At 56.2% G+C, this 16,210-nt stretch carries 16 protein-coding genes and 2 pseudogenes; 9 read left to right on the top strand and 9 right to left on the bottom strand.

Translation table 11 applies throughout. The features are described 5' to 3' along the window. Positions 1-49 precede the first annotated feature (49 nt). On the bottom strand, positions 50-2,053 hold the full coding sequence (locus GV832_RS15545; RefSeq protein ID WP_168775811.1) for an AAA family ATPase: 2,004 nt from the start codon (positions 2,051-2,053) through the stop codon (positions 50-52). A 344-nt stretch (positions 2,054-2,397) separates the two neighbouring features. Here GV832_RS15545 and GV832_RS15540 point away from each other — a divergent pair, with 344 nt between their 5' ends. The 3 genes from GV832_RS15540 (at position 2,398) to GV832_RS15530 (ending at position 4,591) form a co-directional block, all read left to right on the top strand. Then, positions 2,398-3,300 (top strand): YqiA/YcfP family alpha/beta fold hydrolase, encoded by a 903-nt coding sequence (locus tag GV832_RS15540; protein WP_168775810.1) that lies wholly within the window; start codon positions 2,398-2,400, stop codon positions 3,298-3,300. A 73-nt stretch (positions 3,301-3,373) separates the two neighbouring features. Beyond that, positions 3,374-3,748 carry a hypothetical protein gene (locus GV832_RS15535; protein WP_168775809.1) on the top strand — a complete coding sequence of 125 codons (375 nt, stop codon included), beginning with the start codon at positions 3,374-3,376 and terminating at the stop codon, positions 3,746-3,748. A gap of 74 nt (positions 3,749-3,822) precedes the next feature. Then, positions 3,823-4,591, top strand: a protein-coding gene (locus GV832_RS15530; RefSeq protein WP_265332521.1) for an IS5 family transposase whose coding sequence is annotated in 2 segments (ribosomal slippage) — positions 3,823-4,160 and positions 4,159-4,591 — 771 coding nt in all. Because the reading frame shifts where the segments join, the coding sequence is not laid out codon by codon here. A gap of 25 nt (positions 4,592-4,616) precedes the next feature. Here the strand turns inward: GV832_RS15530 and GV832_RS15525 are convergent. Then, on the bottom strand, positions 4,617-6,596 hold the full coding sequence (locus GV832_RS15525) for a hypothetical protein (RefSeq protein WP_168775808.1): 1,980 nt from the start codon (positions 6,594-6,596) through the stop codon (positions 4,617-4,619). A 293-nt stretch (positions 6,597-6,889) separates the two neighbouring features. Between GV832_RS15525 and istA the strand changes: the two are divergent. The 3 genes and pseudogenes from istA to GV832_RS15510 all read left to right on the top strand — a co-directional run. Continuing rightward, a pseudogene (gene istA / locus GV832_RS15520) lies at positions 6,890-7,845 on the top strand (IS21 family transposase); the annotation flags it as partial. Between the two features lie 296 nt (positions 7,846-8,141). Further along, positions 8,142-8,381 (top strand): DUF4160 domain-containing protein, encoded by a 240-nt coding sequence (locus tag GV832_RS15515; RefSeq protein ID WP_168775807.1) that lies wholly within the window; start codon positions 8,142-8,144, stop codon positions 8,379-8,381. Beyond that, complete coding sequence (locus tag GV832_RS15510) at positions 8,374-8,775, top strand: DUF2442 domain-containing protein (protein ID WP_168775806.1); 402 nt, start codon at positions 8,374-8,376, stop codon at positions 8,773-8,775. Before GV832_RS15515 ends, GV832_RS15510 begins: the two co-directional genes overlap by 8 nt. Positions 8,776-8,814: 39 nt before the next feature. Here the strand turns inward: GV832_RS15510 and GV832_RS15505 are convergent, their stop codons facing one another. The 6 genes from GV832_RS15505 to GV832_RS15480 form a co-directional block, all read right to left on the bottom strand. Then, on the bottom strand, positions 8,815-9,174 hold the full coding sequence (locus GV832_RS15505; protein WP_168775805.1) for a peptidoglycan-binding domain-containing protein: 360 nt from the start codon (positions 9,172-9,174) through the stop codon (positions 8,815-8,817). 74 nt (positions 9,175-9,248) lie between these two features. Then, entirely contained in the window at positions 9,249-9,569 is a 321-nt protein-coding gene (locus tag GV832_RS15500; protein WP_168775804.1) for a hypothetical protein, read from the bottom strand. A 37-nt stretch (positions 9,570-9,606) separates the two neighbouring features. Beyond that, complete coding sequence (locus tag GV832_RS15495) at positions 9,607-9,891, bottom strand: hypothetical protein (protein WP_168775803.1); 285 nt, start codon at positions 9,889-9,891, stop codon at positions 9,607-9,609. Between the two features lie 564 nt (positions 9,892-10,455). Continuing rightward, positions 10,456-10,809 carry a DUF2958 domain-containing protein gene (locus GV832_RS15490; RefSeq protein WP_168775802.1) on the bottom strand — a complete coding sequence of 118 codons (354 nt, stop codon included), beginning with the start codon at positions 10,807-10,809 and terminating at the stop codon, positions 10,456-10,458. Between the two features lie 152 nt (positions 10,810-10,961). Next, complete coding sequence (locus GV832_RS15485) at positions 10,962-11,528, bottom strand: hypothetical protein (RefSeq protein ID WP_168775801.1); 567 nt, start codon at positions 11,526-11,528, stop codon at positions 10,962-10,964. Between the two features lie 86 nt (positions 11,529-11,614). Further along, positions 11,615-12,112: a hypothetical protein gene (locus GV832_RS15480; RefSeq protein WP_168775800.1), complete on the bottom strand. Its 498-nt coding sequence runs from the start codon at positions 12,110-12,112 to the stop codon at positions 11,615-11,617. 446 nt (positions 12,113-12,558) lie between these two features. On the opposite strand from GV832_RS15480, the gene GV832_RS15475 reads away from it, so the two are divergent. From GV832_RS15475 to GV832_RS15465, 3 genes are all read left to right on the top strand, one after another. Then, on the top strand, positions 12,559-13,701 hold the full coding sequence (locus tag GV832_RS15475; RefSeq protein WP_168775799.1) for an AAA family ATPase: 1,143 nt from the start codon (positions 12,559-12,561) through the stop codon (positions 13,699-13,701). 242 nt (positions 13,702-13,943) lie between these two features. Further along, the gene (locus tag GV832_RS15470; protein WP_168775798.1) at positions 13,944-15,179 is read left to right on the top strand and encodes a type IV secretory system conjugative DNA transfer family protein; all 1,236 of its coding nucleotides are present in this window, start codon (positions 13,944-13,946) and stop codon (positions 15,177-15,179) included. A gap of 5 nt (positions 15,180-15,184) precedes the next feature. Further along, positions 15,185-15,499 carry a hypothetical protein gene (locus GV832_RS15465; protein ID WP_168775797.1) on the top strand — a complete coding sequence of 105 codons (315 nt, stop codon included), beginning with the start codon at positions 15,185-15,187 and terminating at the stop codon, positions 15,497-15,499. Positions 15,500-15,686: 187 nt separating this feature from the next. Here the strand turns inward: GV832_RS15465 and GV832_RS15460 are convergent. After that, positions 15,687-16,082, bottom strand: a pseudogene (locus GV832_RS15460) (transposase); the annotation flags it as partial. Positions 16,083-16,210 lie beyond the last annotated feature (128 nt).

Genomic DNA, 16,210 nt, shown 5'->3' with positions numbered 1-16,210 from the left:
GGGTCCTCCTGGCAAAGCAGAGCCACCTTTGCGGTGTGAGGCTATGGCGTCAACGGCCAAAGCCGATCGGCCGCGCCGCCCCCATCTTAGCCGCATCTTCACGGGTCAGCTCGCACAGGATAGCCTGTGGGTCCGAATTGCCCAGTGCTCGCATCCTGCGGGCGACGTTTGCGAAATCCCCGGGAGCGAGTCGATCGAGCGCCCGCAACTCGGCCGGAGGCGAACACGGAAAATGTGCAGCCCAGGCCAGTGGAAGTTGATCGACTGAAAGAAAGTCGAACCGGATGCGGAAGGTGAACCGGCGATGTGTCGCGGGGTCCAGCTTTTCGACGAAGTTGGTTGTGCAGACGAAGGGCAGCGGGTGGCTTTCCATCCAGGTCAGCATTTCGTTGACCTGGCTCACTTCCCAGCTGCGCTCAGCGCCGCGGCGGTCGGCCAGCAAGCTGTCCGCCTCGTCGAAGATGAGCATGGCACCCTCGGCGCGCGCCTCGGAAAAGGCCCTCGCAATGTTCTCCTCGCTCTCGCCAAGCCACTTCGAGATCAGGTCCGACGTGCGCTTTTCGATCACGGGCATGCCAATGACCCGAGCTAGATGCCGTGCCCATGCGCTTTTGCCGGTCCCTGCTGGACCTTCGAGGCAGAAGCTGATCCGCCGTGGTGCGCTTGGGGCCCCCAGGCGCGCCTCGATCCGGCCCAGATCGGCATCGGCGCGCGTTAGGTTCGGTTGCCAGGGTACCTCGGCATGGTGACGCGGCGCAATGTCCGCCCCGCCCTTTGCCAGACGGGCGGCCGCATCAAGCACCTGCGAGACTACCGCCACCCCTCCATTGCAAAGCAGTGCCATCCGCATCGCGTCAGACACCAGCGCCGGGGCCTGATCGTGCCTTTCCGCCATCGCCGGCAGGGCCGCATCCGGAATGCCTGTCCCATGGCGTTCTTCAAGCCGTTGCCAGATTCGCGCCCTGACCCGACCCGATGGAGGCCGCATTAGCGCCGAATAGCTTATCCGCCGAAGAAAGGCGGGATCACAGGCATTGACTGAATTCGTGGTCCAGATCACCGGGATCGGGTTCGTCTCCAGGACCCGGTTGAAATGAACCTTCGACGGCGCCTCGCGAATGAAGGGGAAGCCCCCCGCCCCAAATAGGTCTTCCATCTCGTCGAACAGCAGAACGGTGTCCGATCGTTGACCCAGCATGCGGGACGCCATGGACAGTTCAGCGAGCCGTTCCCGACGTGACGGTTCCCCCCCGTCATCATCGGTTTCCCCCACCGCGCGCAGGTCCGCGCCAATCTCGCGCGCCAGAACCTTGGCGAATTCGGTCTTTCCTGTGCCGGGAGGGCCGTAGAGCAGAATGTGCACGCCCGGTGTGCGCTCGGCGAGTGCGCGGGACAGCAGGTCACGCATCAGGTCTGCATCCCGTCCCAGTCCCTCGAAATCCTGCCATTCAGCCTGGGGCGCTGCCGCAGGCGGGAACATCAGCGCGATCAGGTCACTGATGCTATGCACGTCGGCAAGCAGCGCGAGGATCAAGCGGTCCGACAGGTCGAACGGCATCCGGTTGTGGCGCCCGCCGCGGCTGCGCTGCACCAGCCCCGATCCTGTTAGTCGGCCTGAGGCGCGCATCGCGGCCCGGATTTCAGACTCAGGAGCCGCGCAGAACCACGACAAAAGCAGCGGGACGGTGACCTCCTCGGTTTTCAGCGCCCCATCGATGACATGTTCGAACCCATCGAACAGCTTGTAGAGGGCAACAAAGGTCAGCATGGATGTCTCGACCGGGGATAACCGGAAGTGATCCCCTAAGAGGGCTGCGTTGCGCTGCACGATCTCGCCCTCGCCGCCATCTGCGCTCGGCACGAGGTCGCGAGCGATGGCCCGGACCTTGTTCCACCACTGGATGCCTGGCCGGGTACGGGGCCGCTCGGGGCAGTTCACTTCGGTCAGGTATTCCAGCCAGCTGGGCAATTCCTTGGCGATGCGGCTTGCCGGACCGAAACGGTCGGCCAGCCGGGCGATCAGATCAAGAGCGAGGTGTTGTTCGTGGGTCATTGTCCATCTCCATCGTTTCGACAGAGATGCCTCAGCCATACGTCAGAAATGGACAGAGGTTTGCAGCTCTGAACCAAAGTCTTCCATACGCCGACTGCAATGACCCCTCGGAACTGGCAATACCAAGTAGCGGATCAGATTTAACCTGTGGGCAGTCTAGAAATAGTCGCACACCATGTAGGGGCGTCAGCGACATGAAGGTCTCTGCGGAAGCAGACCGATAAACGGCAAGATAACTCGATGGATTGCTGATATGTGGGGCTGGAAAATTAAAGCATTGGCCTAGCAAAGATTTTGACCAAGCGCTTGATTATATCAACGTCGAATCGCGTGATTGCATAGGGATGCTCGTCAAACGTCATCTCATACTGCTGACCGCTCATCAGCTTGAGAAAGCTTGGCAGGCAAATGTCACGCTTGCATATCATGGCGCCGCCTTGCAGCGTCACGGCGACCCTGAAACTACAGGTGGGATCCGTGGCCTCTGGCAGTTCGAGATATTCTGGTTGCATCATATCATTCTCACAAAAAAGGCGTTCACTGCCGATACCCCGAGGATGGCGCTCCACGCAAGCCATTGCGAAGGCTGGAGGTCTGCGATCTGTCCGAATTTGACGCATGTCTCTAAAAGGATAGGTTCAGCAGACAGGAGCGCAGGAATGAACGGTCAGTCAAGGACTTTAGGTGAAAATGAAGGTATCAGCATTTTGTATTGCCACGGTTGGGGTTCACACTTCGACCCCAGCAAGAACAAGATCCGTGCCCTTTCCAAGATGCGCCCGGTTGACGGCATCACAGTCGACTACACCCTGCATCCGCATCTGGTCTTCGAGAGGTTTGCAGCACAGTTGAAGCGTCATCCTGAGGCGCTTGTCGTCGGAACAAGCCTGGGCGGCTTCTTTGCCGCTTGGCTAGGTGCTGAGTTTGACCGTCCATTTATTGCGATTAACCCCTCGATCACACCGAGCACCACTCTGCAAGCTTACGTTGGTCGTGGGGTCAACCACGTCGGAGTCCCGTATGAGCTGATGGAAGATTGCGTCATGGCTTATGACGCGCTCAGCTTTCGCTTGGACGGACGGGGCACCATAGTTCTCGATATGGGTGATGAAATTCTGGACGCGCAGGCAACGCTTGATTTTATCAAGGGACGTCTGCCAATCGTCGCCTTCGAGGGTGGATCCCACCGCTTTGACCATATGGCAGAACTGATCGAAAGCCGACCAGACCTGTTCAATGCCTACTGAATGTATGAGAAGTGCGAGCCGTCGCAACGCCCCCTCGCCAACATCATTTACCGCAACATTGAGGGAGAGCCAGATGGCCGAAGCGCTTGAAACCATCGACGGCATTGCCCGGCGCCTCGGTCGGGACGTGTATTATCTTGTGCTCGTCGACGAGGCCGGTGGCTTCGGGGATAACTACACCGATGTTTCTGAGATCACAGACTGGCTGGATTCGAGGCAGATCGGTTGGAGCCTTTGTGCAGGCTTTGACGAAAATACCGTTTGGATTGAAGGCGGGCCAGGCTGCATTTTCCTCGATATTCACCCCGATCTTGGGCCTGAAGCAATGGAAATGGTAGAAGCACATTTCATGAATGGTGAGGGCGAGCCCGCCATTCCAGGCTTTGTACCAGCCATGTTGCGGCTTATGAAGGCGCTCAGCTTTGCTGACAGGGACGATCACGACTAGGGTCAGGACCCATTGATCTGCTTGAGGCCGCTCGGCCTGCATGATTCAAGTCCCCGAACTGACGGGGGGTGATGATGAGCAGTCTATACTGGCTGACGGACGAGCAGATGGAGCGGCTGAAACCGTTCTTCCCGAAGAGCCACGGCAAACCGCGCGTCGATGATCGGCGGGTTTTGAACGGCATAATCTTCATCAATCGCAATGGCTTGAGGTGGTGCGATGCGCCTCGGGAGTATGGCCCGCCGAAGACGCTCTATAACCGATGGAAGCGGTGGGGCGACATGGGGGTCTTCGTGCGGATGATGGAGGGTCTGGCCTCCGAAGGCGGCGAGGAGAAGGTTGTCATGATCGACGCGACATATCTCAAGGCGCACCGCACGGCTTCGAGCCTGCGGGCGAAAAAGGGGGCCCGACGACCAGCGCGGACGCCTGATCTGGCGGAACAAGGGTGAATTGAACACCAAGCTGCACGCCGTCACGGACGCCAAGGGTCGTCCGCTGAAGTTCTTCATGACCGCAGGCCAAGTCAGCGACTACACCGGCGCCGCAGCCCTGCTGGGCAGTCTGCCCGCCGCCGAATGGATGGTCGCGGACCGGGGATATGACGCCGCCTGGTTCCGAGATGCGTTAAAAGACAAGGGGATACGCCCCTGCATCCCCGGTCGGAAGTCGTGCGGCAAGACAGTCCGCTACGACAAGCAACGTTACCGGCGCCGCAACCGGATCGAGATCATGTTCGGCCGATTGGAAGACTGGCGCCGCATCGCAACCCGTTACGACCGATGCGCAAAGACCTTCCTCTCTGCAGTCGCCCTCGCCGCTACCGTCATGTTCTGGCTTTGACGATCAATGAGTCTGGACCCTAAGTTCACGGCTTAAAATATGAGTAATCGTCTGTTAGAAATGGCTTTGCTGTATCTATGGCATTCTGGATCATTTTTCCAAGCTGGCTATGCTGCCGCTCTTTTTCTTGAATCTGCAAATAAGCATCCTTAAGGGCTTTTGCGTCGCATTTAGAGTAAAGATTGGCGATCATTTGTTGCACGGTGTCTCTCATGGTCCTGTGGATCGCTGCAATTTTCGCCTGTGCCTTGTCTCTATGAGGCTGGACAATGTACCAAGCTTGTGTGGACTTCATTCCAAATGGCTCAGCTTTTTTGAACATGCGTTGCAGTGTGGTGGGCTGACCAGCCTCCACCAACTTTTCTGCCATTAGCTTAAATTTTTCACTATCTCCAGCACCGAAGGATGTCGAAACTTTAAGTGCTGGTTTTAGGTCGCAAGGGTTATACGTAAGCATAGATATTTTTGCACCATAGAAAATCTCGGAGATGGCATTCAGGTATTCCTTGGCGAAATTGATAGCCAATCGGCGATCATAATAGCTGCGGATCAATGCCTTAACCGTTGCATCAGGATTTTGATGCTGCTCTGGGTCATGGCGCATGTTGTTTGCGACATGCGTTTTACTATCCATAAGATTACCGAGGAAGATAGTAAGTAGCTCAGCTGCGTTCTTAGGAAACACTTCTATATACTTGGAATCAATACTTGACGGCGGGAAAGCTTTCTTCATTTTCGCTTGGGTTTCTTTTGACCCCTCGAATTCCGGATAATAGAAATGCGACGTCTTCTGGATCATATCGTTTTCAGCGAACTCTTTTTTCATCTCTTCATAGAGATAAGGGAGCATCGGCATCCATCCTTGCGGGACTTCTCCATCTTTCAGAAAATCTTCGTCCTCTTTCGTGAAATAGTTGTTAACGAAAGACCTCTTCATTGAGACGGCTTGAATCCAGCCGTCTATTGCACCTTCATGGGATTTAGTTTTCTCTAATATTTCGTCGATACCAATACCATTCGCATAAACTGCATCCAAAAGCCCATAAAGTGCTCCAACGCGAGAGGTGCGTATTTTATTGGTAGCAGCTAAAGCAATGTCAGCCCTCTCATTGCAGACAGGGTCTGCACTCATAGCAACGATTGCTTGGTAATCTCGCTCAAGAATGTTGAAGGCAATGTCTGTAGCCGTTTCAATTTCGCCAAGTTTGATATGGCAGCGCAAAGTCTGGAATTGACCTTCTGGAAACCCCCGGATATCGGGTGCTTTGAACCAGTTTAATGCCAAATGATATTCTTCTTTTGCGAAGTGCGCGATACCTGCATATTCTGCTATTTGCCGTCGGACATAAGGCTTTACTGTTGATCCAAAATCATAGGCTTCTTTGAATTCTACTACGGCACGGTCAAGGTCCGCGACTTTATCTGTCAGACCGTCGAACAGACCCAAAAGAAGTGTGCCTTTCATGATGCGCAGTTGCGGGACATGATGTTGTGGAATTCCGCCTTCATTTAAAATAGCCTTATCGACAATTGCGAGGGCATCTTTCACGCGTCCCAATTTTGCATACTCTGCTGCAATCTTTGCCGCTTCAAGTGCTTTTGTTCGCTCTGGATTGGAAATTTTATCATCTATATCGGCAATCGACGTCGTGATGCTGTCGAGCCTTTTGATGACTTGATTGAAACCTGCAATGAGATTGTTGTTAGTCGTCTCACTAATGAGGTTCAGCTTCTTGAGTTCCTGCAAGCACTCTTGCTGTGTTAAATCAATGGCAAGAAAGCCACTGTTTATGCGTTTCGCAACACCTTTTAGACCATGAGCAACGCCCTCAAATCCCGTGACGACATTTTCATTTAAGGTTAGGACATTTTCCGATAGCTTATCTACACTCGCACCCACCTTGAGAATGCTAGCATCCACTGCAGCCATCTCACGAGAACTTCTCGCAATGGCACGAAGATGATTTTCCATGCTACTCATCTTGCTATAGGTAATCATGTCCATTGGAAGTCTCCTTGTCATCAATTGTCTTGATGTAATTTACAACAATCACATATGTCAAGATTGTGTGCAAAAGGTTTCAAATTCAGGAAAAATCAAATTGATTTACCAAAACTGCATAAAAGCTCCGTCCTTGAGGACAGGGATGAATAGGCGATGTTCAGTCCACTGTTGTTGTTCTATATCTGTTGATTTCCACTGAGAGCTGACCCGGTTCGGCTCAAGATTTCCGTTGAGATTTGACCCATGTGACCCTCCCCCGAGCGAAGCGCGAGGGGGTCAACGGAGTGATTGACATGGGACTGCTGAACGTCATCCGGAAGCTGCGCCTGCGACAGGGCTTACCGATCCGGGAGATTGCGCGCCGCACCGGGCTGTCGCGCAATACCATCAAGAAGTATCTGAAGGGCGATATGGTTGAGCCACAGTTCGCGACGCCGGAGCGACCGAGCAAGCTTGATCCCTTCGCCGAGAAGCTTGCGGTCTGGCTGAAGACCAATGCCGGGAGGCCACGCAAAGAGCGGCAGACGCTAACGAGGATGCACGCCGATCTTGTCGTTCTTGGATATACCGGTTCCTACAACCGTGTGGCGGCCTTTACGCGAGAATGGCGAGCAGATGGGCAGCGCGACCACCAAACGACGGGTCGTGGGACGTTCGTTCCGCTGGCCTTCCGCGCTGGCGAAGCGTTCCAATTCGACTGGAGCGAAGACTTCGCAGTTGTCGGCGGTGAGCGCGCGAAGCTTCAGGTCGCCCACATCAAGCTGTCGCACAGTCGGGCCTTTCTCTTGCGCGCCTATTCCTTGCAGACCCATGAGATGTTGTTTGATGCGCACTGGCACGCGTTCCGGGTCTTCGGTGGCGCGCCGGAGCGCGGGATCTACGATAGCATGCGCACGGCAGTGGATCGTGTCGGCCGCGGCAAAGAACGACAGGTCAATATCCGCTTCCTCGCCATGGCGAACCACTATGTCTTCGAGCCGGAGTTCTGCAATCCAGCGGCCGGCTGGGAGAAGGGACAGGTCGAGAAGAATGTCCGCGACACCCGTCACCAGATGTTGCAGGGCATGCCAAGCTTCCCTGATCTCGCCGCGATGAACGCCTGGCTGGAAGAGCGCTGCTTCGAACTGTGGCGCGAGACCGCCCATGGCACGCTTCCCGGGCCATCGCCGATGTCTGGGCAGAGGAACGGAGGACCTTGATGCCTCTGCCAGTGACATTCGACGACTTTGTCGAGGTGAGCAAGCGCGTCTAAGGGGGCTGCGAGGCGCTAGTAACGAATTCCATCTCGCCGCCACTGCGCAGAACCTAAAACGTTTAGCAAAACTGGCCCCAGCGTGAGGCCGAGGCGGCTTTCGCAACCCCCTCGTCGAATAAACTGAAAAATAAACCTATTCAGCGGGTTAAATCGGCTGCAAAGTAGCCGACCCAACATATGGTAGGTCGAGTTTTTCACCCATATCGGTCGTTTTTGTCCCGACACTTCTTCCAGCTTACAGTTTTTCAACGCACCTTGAATAACCCATCATGTTGGGTTAATGTAAGGGTATGGTCACGATATACAGAGCCAATGGGCTGCGCGTCATTATCTTCACGGACGACCATGAGCCGGCCCACGTGCATGTGTTCGGGGATGGCCAGGCCAAGATCGATCTGATTAGCCCTAGCGGAGCTCCTTCTCTTGTCTGGGCTGAGGGTATGAAGGCGAACGATCTGCGGCGGGCTATGCAAATGGTTCGTGACCAGCAGGAAGAGTTCCTTGCCAAATGGAGGGAAATCCATGGCTGACCTGACTGATGCTGAAATCAATGCTGCCCTTGAGCGTGGCCGGGCCTTGCGTCTCTCTGAGCCGCGAGCAACATCTGCTCGCTATGATCAGAACAGCGGCCGCGTCATCGTCGATCTGACGAATGGCTGCACGTTCGCCTTTCCTCCCCGCATGGCGCAGGGACTAGAATCTGCGACCGATGACGAGTTGGCTGCGGTTGAAATCTTGGGCGCAGGCTACGGCCTGCACTGGGATGCCCTCGATGTCGACCTGTCCGTGCCGGGCCTTCTTGCGGGGCTGTTCGGCACGAAGGCCTATATGGCCCGGCGGGCGGGGCAAGTCTCGTCGCCCGCCAAGGCTGCTGCGGCGCGCGCCAATGGTGCGAGAGGTGGTCGGCCGCGGAAGCAGGGATGATAACCTCATTCAAAGCTTAGGAGGCGACTGCATTGGGGGTCAGCCCCCTTCGCTTTCGTCTCCCTCTCCCCAGAGATATTTTGCAAGGTCTCCGCGGGTGAGCGCGGTCAAGTATCGCTGCGCATCAGCTTGATCTGAGAGCTTGAACTGCGCCCGACCGTAGCTGTTCTCGCGGATAAAGGCGGCGGCATTGATCAGCGCTGAGCGGGTGCGCGGACCGTATGCACCATCCACGCTGCCGCCGTAAAACCCGCCAAAGGCAAGCTGCTCTTGGACGGCGCGTCGACCTTGAGCAGAGAGTGCTGCAAATGCGTTGGCGAGAGCATCTGTTTGCGCAAAGGCTGCACCAGCGCTCAGAAACATTGCAGGAAGGGAAAGGAGCAGAGAACGTCTTTGCATTTTGGGCCTCTTGGTTTTGGTGTCTGATGACCGCAGGTGCAGAAGATTTCCGGCGGTAATGGTTCAGGTTTGCATCAAAGCTTGAACTTCTTCTTTTCGCTTTCGGTCATACGAGGGGGGTTGCGATCCAGCATTCGGCGGGCTGCATCGCGCGCCTCCTGTGTCGGGGCTTTCTCTGCAGCAATCTTGAGCCGTTCACGATCAATGAAGGTAATCTCGATCGGCCTGCTTGCGGCACGCTTTTCAGCTTCCGCTTCGTATTTCGCGATGTTGGCGAGGGCCGTTTCACAGTTCGCAATGGCGCGCGCCTGTGGTGTCGTGGCTCCAGTCTTTTGGTTTCCAACCTGGGCACGGATTGCGGAAAGGGTTGCTTGGATTTCGGACTTTTTTGACATGCGATTTCCCTGTGCTGATGCTGCGAAGCTAGCGGGCCTACTGGCCCGCCTTCTCCATTTTGCGCTTCAGGGCGCCGTTTCCAACGAACACCAGGATACCGGCGAGCATGATAGACAGCGGCCAGATCAGGATCAGCCCCAGTCCGAGGGAGATGACGCCGACGATCGCGCCCAGCACGATCATCAAAAGCCCCCAGAGCGCTGAGACATAGAGCAGGCCAAATGGCCCAAAGAAAAAGGTCAAGACCAACGCGAGTGTCAAGCTCTTGCGGCCTTCGACAAGTTGAACGGTCAGCTGCGGGGCGGGGGTTTGGTCGGTCATCGCGGGTCCTTTCTGCGAGGTTACAGAGAGAAAGCGCGTGGCACTGATGATCTGTGACAGAGGGTCTGAACTTTTCCAATGCCAATCGACAATTTGGTCAAATCTGTAAAATAGACCCAAGGATACTGTCACCCATCCTTGGCTCTTTGACCTGCTAGAACTCAATTGACCGATCGTGACCGAGTGCAGGTCGTCGGGCGCATAGTCGGCGGCAATAGGGACCCCAAGACATGCCCCTACTACTCAGTTACAGCTTTTGTCATTGCCATCTTGTCGGCAAATCGAGCCCGCGGAGCTTTCGTCATCAGCTGATGATCGCACTGGTCCAGACGGGCTGATGCTGACATCCGACTGTTCCAGCAGCCACAGAAACTCCTCTGCCGACATCGTTGATCGCGCAACCATAGTTTCGTCCTCGCCTGATGTGCTGCCTTCGGACGGCTCTACTTTTGTCATCGCACAAATCTCCTGATGAAAGACGGCCCCCAAACAGGGGGCGAGGTCAAAGGTGTGAGCGATATCCTGACTCTCCAACCGGTTGGTGGGCAAGAGCCTATACGTCTATCACGGCTCGACTATTCGACCGGCCCGGCTTGCCAATTCCGCATAGCCTGACAGGGGCAACTTTGCCGACCAATGCCTGTCCCGCTCAATCCCGAGCATAAACGGGCCGCGATAGGCTGCGAGCTCAGCCAAGGAAAAGCTGCCAACCTCTGGGCATCCGAGCCCCAGATCGGCAAGCCCGAAGGCCAGGTCTGGAAACTCTGGAAGAATCTCGGTGGCCAGCCACACAGCGGGGCCATTGGGATCGAAAAACCTTACCACTGGCTTCAAATCCAGATGGCGGGGGCGTGCTGCTGCCTGTGCCAGTCCATTTTCGAGAAGCTGCTCATGCTGTTTTTTGGCCAAAAGTTTCATCTTCAGCGGTCCTTGTTGCGATACGTTTTCCCAACGCTGCGTGGCGCCGGCATGCACCTGTGCGGCGGTTGTATTGATGGTTTGACAAAATCTGGAAGGGAACGAGGTTCCGGGGTGGCTTGTGACACCACCCCGGAGTCTTTTTGGTGAGTTTAGCCGCGTGGGCTGCACGGGTCGGCGTAAACAAGGCGATAGCAACGCCGCAGCAGGTCACGCAGCCAATTGATTGCAGAACTGTCCAGCGGCCGATTGCCCCGTAAGACTTCGCGCACGAACCGACGCGATCCTGGCTCATGGGCGGCCATATAGGCCGGGCTGCTTTCCAGAAGGCGCGTGAAGTGAACCCAATCTGGCAAATTTTTGGTGCGGTAGAAGTTGACCGACATCTTGCGAAGTTCGGAAAGGGAGGCCTGTTCTTTCAGCGCAACCACATAGGCTTCGCACTCAGCCCGAGCGATGCCGCAGATGGCTTGGTTCAGGGGATCTGGAACCGTCCAAGATGCGTTCCGCAGGACGACGACCTCGTGAAAAGGCGTGCTGTATGTTGTCGGTCTTCCGCTTGCGCCGACCAGAGTGATACCTGCGGGCTGAATGGCGACCACCTCGAGGACGCAGATATCATCACCCCTTTCAATATCGATTCTGAGACCAACCAGGTCGGTCAGAGCAATACGGTTCTGGCGGACGGCGGCGGCGATCGTTTCAGTAGTGAACTGCATTGTAACGAGTCCTTTTATGGATGGATTTTGTGGGAGAGCGTTGGCCCGGTATCGGTTGTGACAGCCGGGCCAGCAGGTTTTCGGGATCAGCGTTCCAGTTGGCTTTTGAGCCGGGTAAGGGCGCGCTGAAGCGCCTTGCGCGTCTTCGCGTCTGCCCCCTCGAGCGATCCCGCGCATTTGGCGGCAATCAGGCTTTGATCGGCCTTGGAGAGTTGGCGCACGGCGTCGTTGATGGCGATCGCCTCGACAGGGTCGGTCTTGCAGGTGATCTGTTCGACATCGACTTCCGCGGGCGTGCGTGTGGCGCGCAGAGCTGGATTGAAGAAGCTCTGAATGTCGCGCTTTACCCGCAGGCAGACAAACTCCCGCGCTGGGTAGACCGTGCCCTTGGCCGTGATGACCTGCAGCGCGCCAGTTTCCGGGCAGGTTTTCGCGCGTTTGATACACAGGGCGATGGCGTCTTGGGCGAAGTCTTCGGCCAAGGATTGGTATGCGCTGGAGGCAAGGGCGCGTCGAGCGACGTAAAGCGCGGTTTTGTGCAGGTCGGCGTAGCATGTGCGGGTGCGATTGGCGGAATGAGCCATCGGGCGTCCTTTCTGTTTTTGAGAAGGAGCGGACCCAGATCGCCTCAATGGGGAGCGCGGTTTCTGTCTGGTCCTCTCCAAAAGAGGGCCAGACAGAAAGCGTGCTTCCTGTCCCTGAAAGCGCGTCACTCTGTGACGGGCGTCTTCTTACTTATATTGTATATAGCGAAATCTTTTGGATCGCAGATCGAGGGGGTAGAAGCGCAAGTCGTTGTATTTCATGCGAAAAAGCAACGTCGGGGGACTGTCGACGGATCGTCAACAATATCACAGACACCCAAAGCATTTGGTATCGACACACCCTGTTTTACTGTGAATTTGTAGAATTATGGATGGTGGATACTTGACGCGGACCGATGTGATATTTATGATACTGTATCACATTCATTCGACATAATCGTATCAGTATAGCAAAGCAGACCGATCTTGAGCCAATCTTCATCAGCATGAACCCAGAGAAATGGCTTGAAAATCTGCAGGATATCGAGAAGCACACTGCAGAGGTGGACTGGCTGATCGGCGGCCTTTTGCAGAGCCAGGGCCTCGCAATCCTTTACGGGCCAGCTGGCATCGGCAAAACGTTCCTCAGCTTGTCGATGGCCCTGTCTCTTGCGGCTTATGAAAAGACTCCACAGGGCGACCTGCGAGGCTGGTCCGGATCCTTTGACCTGAAGCCCCTTCGAAAAGCCCATGTCGTCTACTGGATCGGCGAGGGTGGCGTTTCCATTCGGACCCGCATCAAAGGCTGGCTCAAGACCTCGGGTGACAGGACTAATGCGCCCTTCAAGCTTCTCGATCAAATCGCGACCGCAAATACGCTCATGGATGCGGCAAGGACGATGGCGTTCTTCGGCAAGCTTCAGGCTGCGATCAAATCAGAGACTGCGGGGGCAGACGGAAGCGAACCTCTGCCTGCAAAAAAACCATCGGAGCAGTCGAAGGAGCCTCTTTTGCTTGTCATCGACACTTTGTCGGCGACGCATCCCGCCTTCGATGAAAATGACGCAAAGTCGGCCGGTGCGATCATGCAGAACTGCCGGCTTTTGATTGACAAGTTCAAAGCAACCCGGCCGCTTTCCATCCTGATCATCCATCACAGCACCAAGCGCGGCGGCATGCGCGGCCATTCGCGGCTTATCGGGGATCCGGATACGGTTCTGTCGGTTAGCAAGATCGGCAGGGCTGCCGAACGCGCCTTGGTCTTGCGCACCGAAAAGCAGCGCGCGGCAGAAGCGAAAGGCAATCTTTTCCTGTCCTATGATGCAGTCACGATGCAGTTCCAGCGGCGCGGCGCCGTGTCGAACCCCGACAGGCCGAAGCGTGGTCCAAAGCCTGATGCAAAGCTCCGGATCCTCAAGACCATTGCGAATGAGATGCGTCATGAAGACTTCACCAACGAAGACCTCCGAAGGAGACTTGGCGAAGATGTTGCGCTGGTTACGGTCGCAAAGCTGACCAAGAAGCTGTTCGACAAGAAGCTGCTGGATCGCAAGAAGACAAATAGCGGCAATCCGGGGAATGCTCCGAACGCCTATGCTGTCGTGGGTGACGATTTTCTGATGCGTGCGCATGCCGAACTCGGGGCGTAGGCTGCCCCGCCCGCGCCTGCTGAGCTACAAAACAAGCGGGATGATGGCGAAAACTCGCAAGCTCCGATGAAAAAAACGACAGCGCCCCCCGACACTCCGGACAAGGCACAGTCACAATAAGGCGAAAGCCCGCGCTTCTTCCTTGTCAAACCAAGGAAGTCAGCATGGCAACCCTCTCCATCTCGCCTCAACGCATCATACATCGTCGCCACGGACTGCCCCTCGGGCGCTCACTTCCGGCCATGGCGCCGATCGGTTTTCATACGGCTCAAACAACCTCGACCTTCGGCGATCTCATCGCAGACGCAACCGATGCAGGACTTGTAACCATCGCAGGCACCGGTGCAGGCAAGGGCCGAGGTCAGGTCATTCCTGCCCTCTTGAGCTGGCCGGGGTCAATGATCGTAACCGACCCGAAGGGCGAGCTTGCTGCGGTCACAGCGCGTTATCGTCGTGAACTTGGCCAGAAGGTCGTGGTCCTTGCCCCTTTTTCAAACCGCGCGACCGACGGGCTCAACCCGCTCGATAGCCTGAACGCCGGAAACCCATATCGCGTCGAGGATGCGATGAGCCTTGCGCGGCAGATGACGCCTCGCGAACGCCTGACCGATCCATTCTGGGAGGACCGTGCACAGCTAATTCTGACCTCTACGCTTCTCTTCATAGCCACCCACTTGCCGCAACCTATGCGGCGGCTGGACATGCTGCGGCGCATCTGGTGCGGGCGTGATGACCGTCGGCATGATGTCTTGGCCATGATGCTGCACTGCGGACTTTTTGGCGGGCTGATTTCGGATGGCGCGAACGAGTTTCTCTCCGCACCAGACAAGACGCGCGGGTCAATCCTCTCGACCATCCAGAATGCGCTCGGCTTCCTAGCATCGCCTGGTGCCGTGAGCACCCTTGCACAATCCACTTTGCCGCTCTCCGAGATCGTGCAGGGCGGGTCCTATACAATCTACATGACGGTCCCTCCGCACCTCACGAAAAGCCACGGCGTCTTGCTGCGTCTCTGGCTCAAGACACTCATCGGTGCCGTAATGCGCCGTGAACGGCGGCCAGAGGTCGACGATCTCTTTCTGGTCGATGAAGCGGCTCAGGTAGGCCCAATGGAAGAATTGCTCGTCGCATCCTCGCTGCTGCGCGGTTATGGACTTCGCACCTGGACCTTCTGGCAAAGTATCGGCCAGATCCGCTCCATTCATGGCGAGCGAGCGCTGGAACTACTCGACAATGCCGGCGCACTATCGATGTTTGGGGCGGCCAATGCGTCCTCTGAGGCATCAATTCATCAACTGACCGGCTGGGAGGGCCGTCTTCTTGGACAAAATCCGAACCGGATGATCCTTGCCCGGGCTGGCGAAATGCCAGCCGAGATTTTGCGCCTTGATTACCTAAGCGACCCCGAATTTGCTGGGCGCTTCGACACAAACCCCTTCCATCAGCCGCTTGGCATCACGAAACAGTTCACGAGGTAAGCACGATGGCCATCAGCATTGACGACCTCAAAGAACTGCACCTCATTTCCGAGCACATACGACAATACGAACAGCAGGGCGAGGAGAGCCTTTTCGGCCCGAACTGGCGCGACACCGCCCTCTATGCGCTCATGCAAAAACCGGATGGGCGCAAAGCCTTGCCACAGCGGGAAAGCCTCAGCGTCGAGGACAGGCATCAGCTTGTCGAACTGCTTGACGGATATCTTGCACGGGAACAGCCGGAAGCCGACTACATCGAGCTATTCCGCCTCTTCATGAAACAGAGGCAAGAGACCCGCTTTCATGAAAGCGAGACCTAGGCCCGACTGTATGTTCTTGCCGGAACAGTGAAGGCGCCGTTGTCCTCTGACGATACTGTCGAGGACGACTTCAGTCCAGATGACCTTAACGTTGATTCGGACGAGATCATTCCATACTGAGTTATTCGCACAGAGCTGAAATGCGCTCTTTGCGCTGCTGTCGCGTAGCCCTTAAACGGGGTCATTCTCAATTTGTGTGGTTTAGAGGAAGCATTCGGGCCCTGAGCGAGTTCGGTCCGGCTCGCCCATACATCGCGCGCTTCAAGGTCTTCAATCGGTTGATCTGGCCTTCGGCTTGACCATTGCTCCACTCCATTTCGATCGCATTCCTGACCGCATCAATGTCTCTGTTCAAGGTTCGGGCGAACCGCACGATGGGCGCAAGGTCCGTTTCGATCGCATCGTCGATCCAGGCGGGCAGCGGGTCTGCTTTTCGACCACGCAAGATGCCATTGAAACGCAAGGCGAGGCGCCGCATTGTTGTGAAGGCAGGCGAGCCTTCCTTGAGAACTTCGACTTTTCTCGCCTGTTCCAAGGTGAACTTTCCTCTTGGTTTGATGCAGAGTGCGGCCGCAATAACCGGGTGTCGCGTAGCCCTTAAATGGGGTCATCCTCAATTTGTGTGTCACGGTCTGACCGAGCTTCACAGATTGAAGGGATCAGGCCGTGGTATCGAAGAAGCATTGGGCTCCAACCGCCAGTGTGGAGGTT

The sequence above is a fragment of the Stagnihabitans tardus genome (assembly GCF_009925085.1).
Classification (GTDB): Bacteria; Pseudomonadota; Alphaproteobacteria; order Rhodobacterales; family Rhodobacteraceae; genus Stagnihabitans; species Stagnihabitans tardus.
The sequence above is the reverse complement of the archived record's forward strand: the minus strand, read 5'-3'. Positions and strand labels throughout refer to the sequence as shown.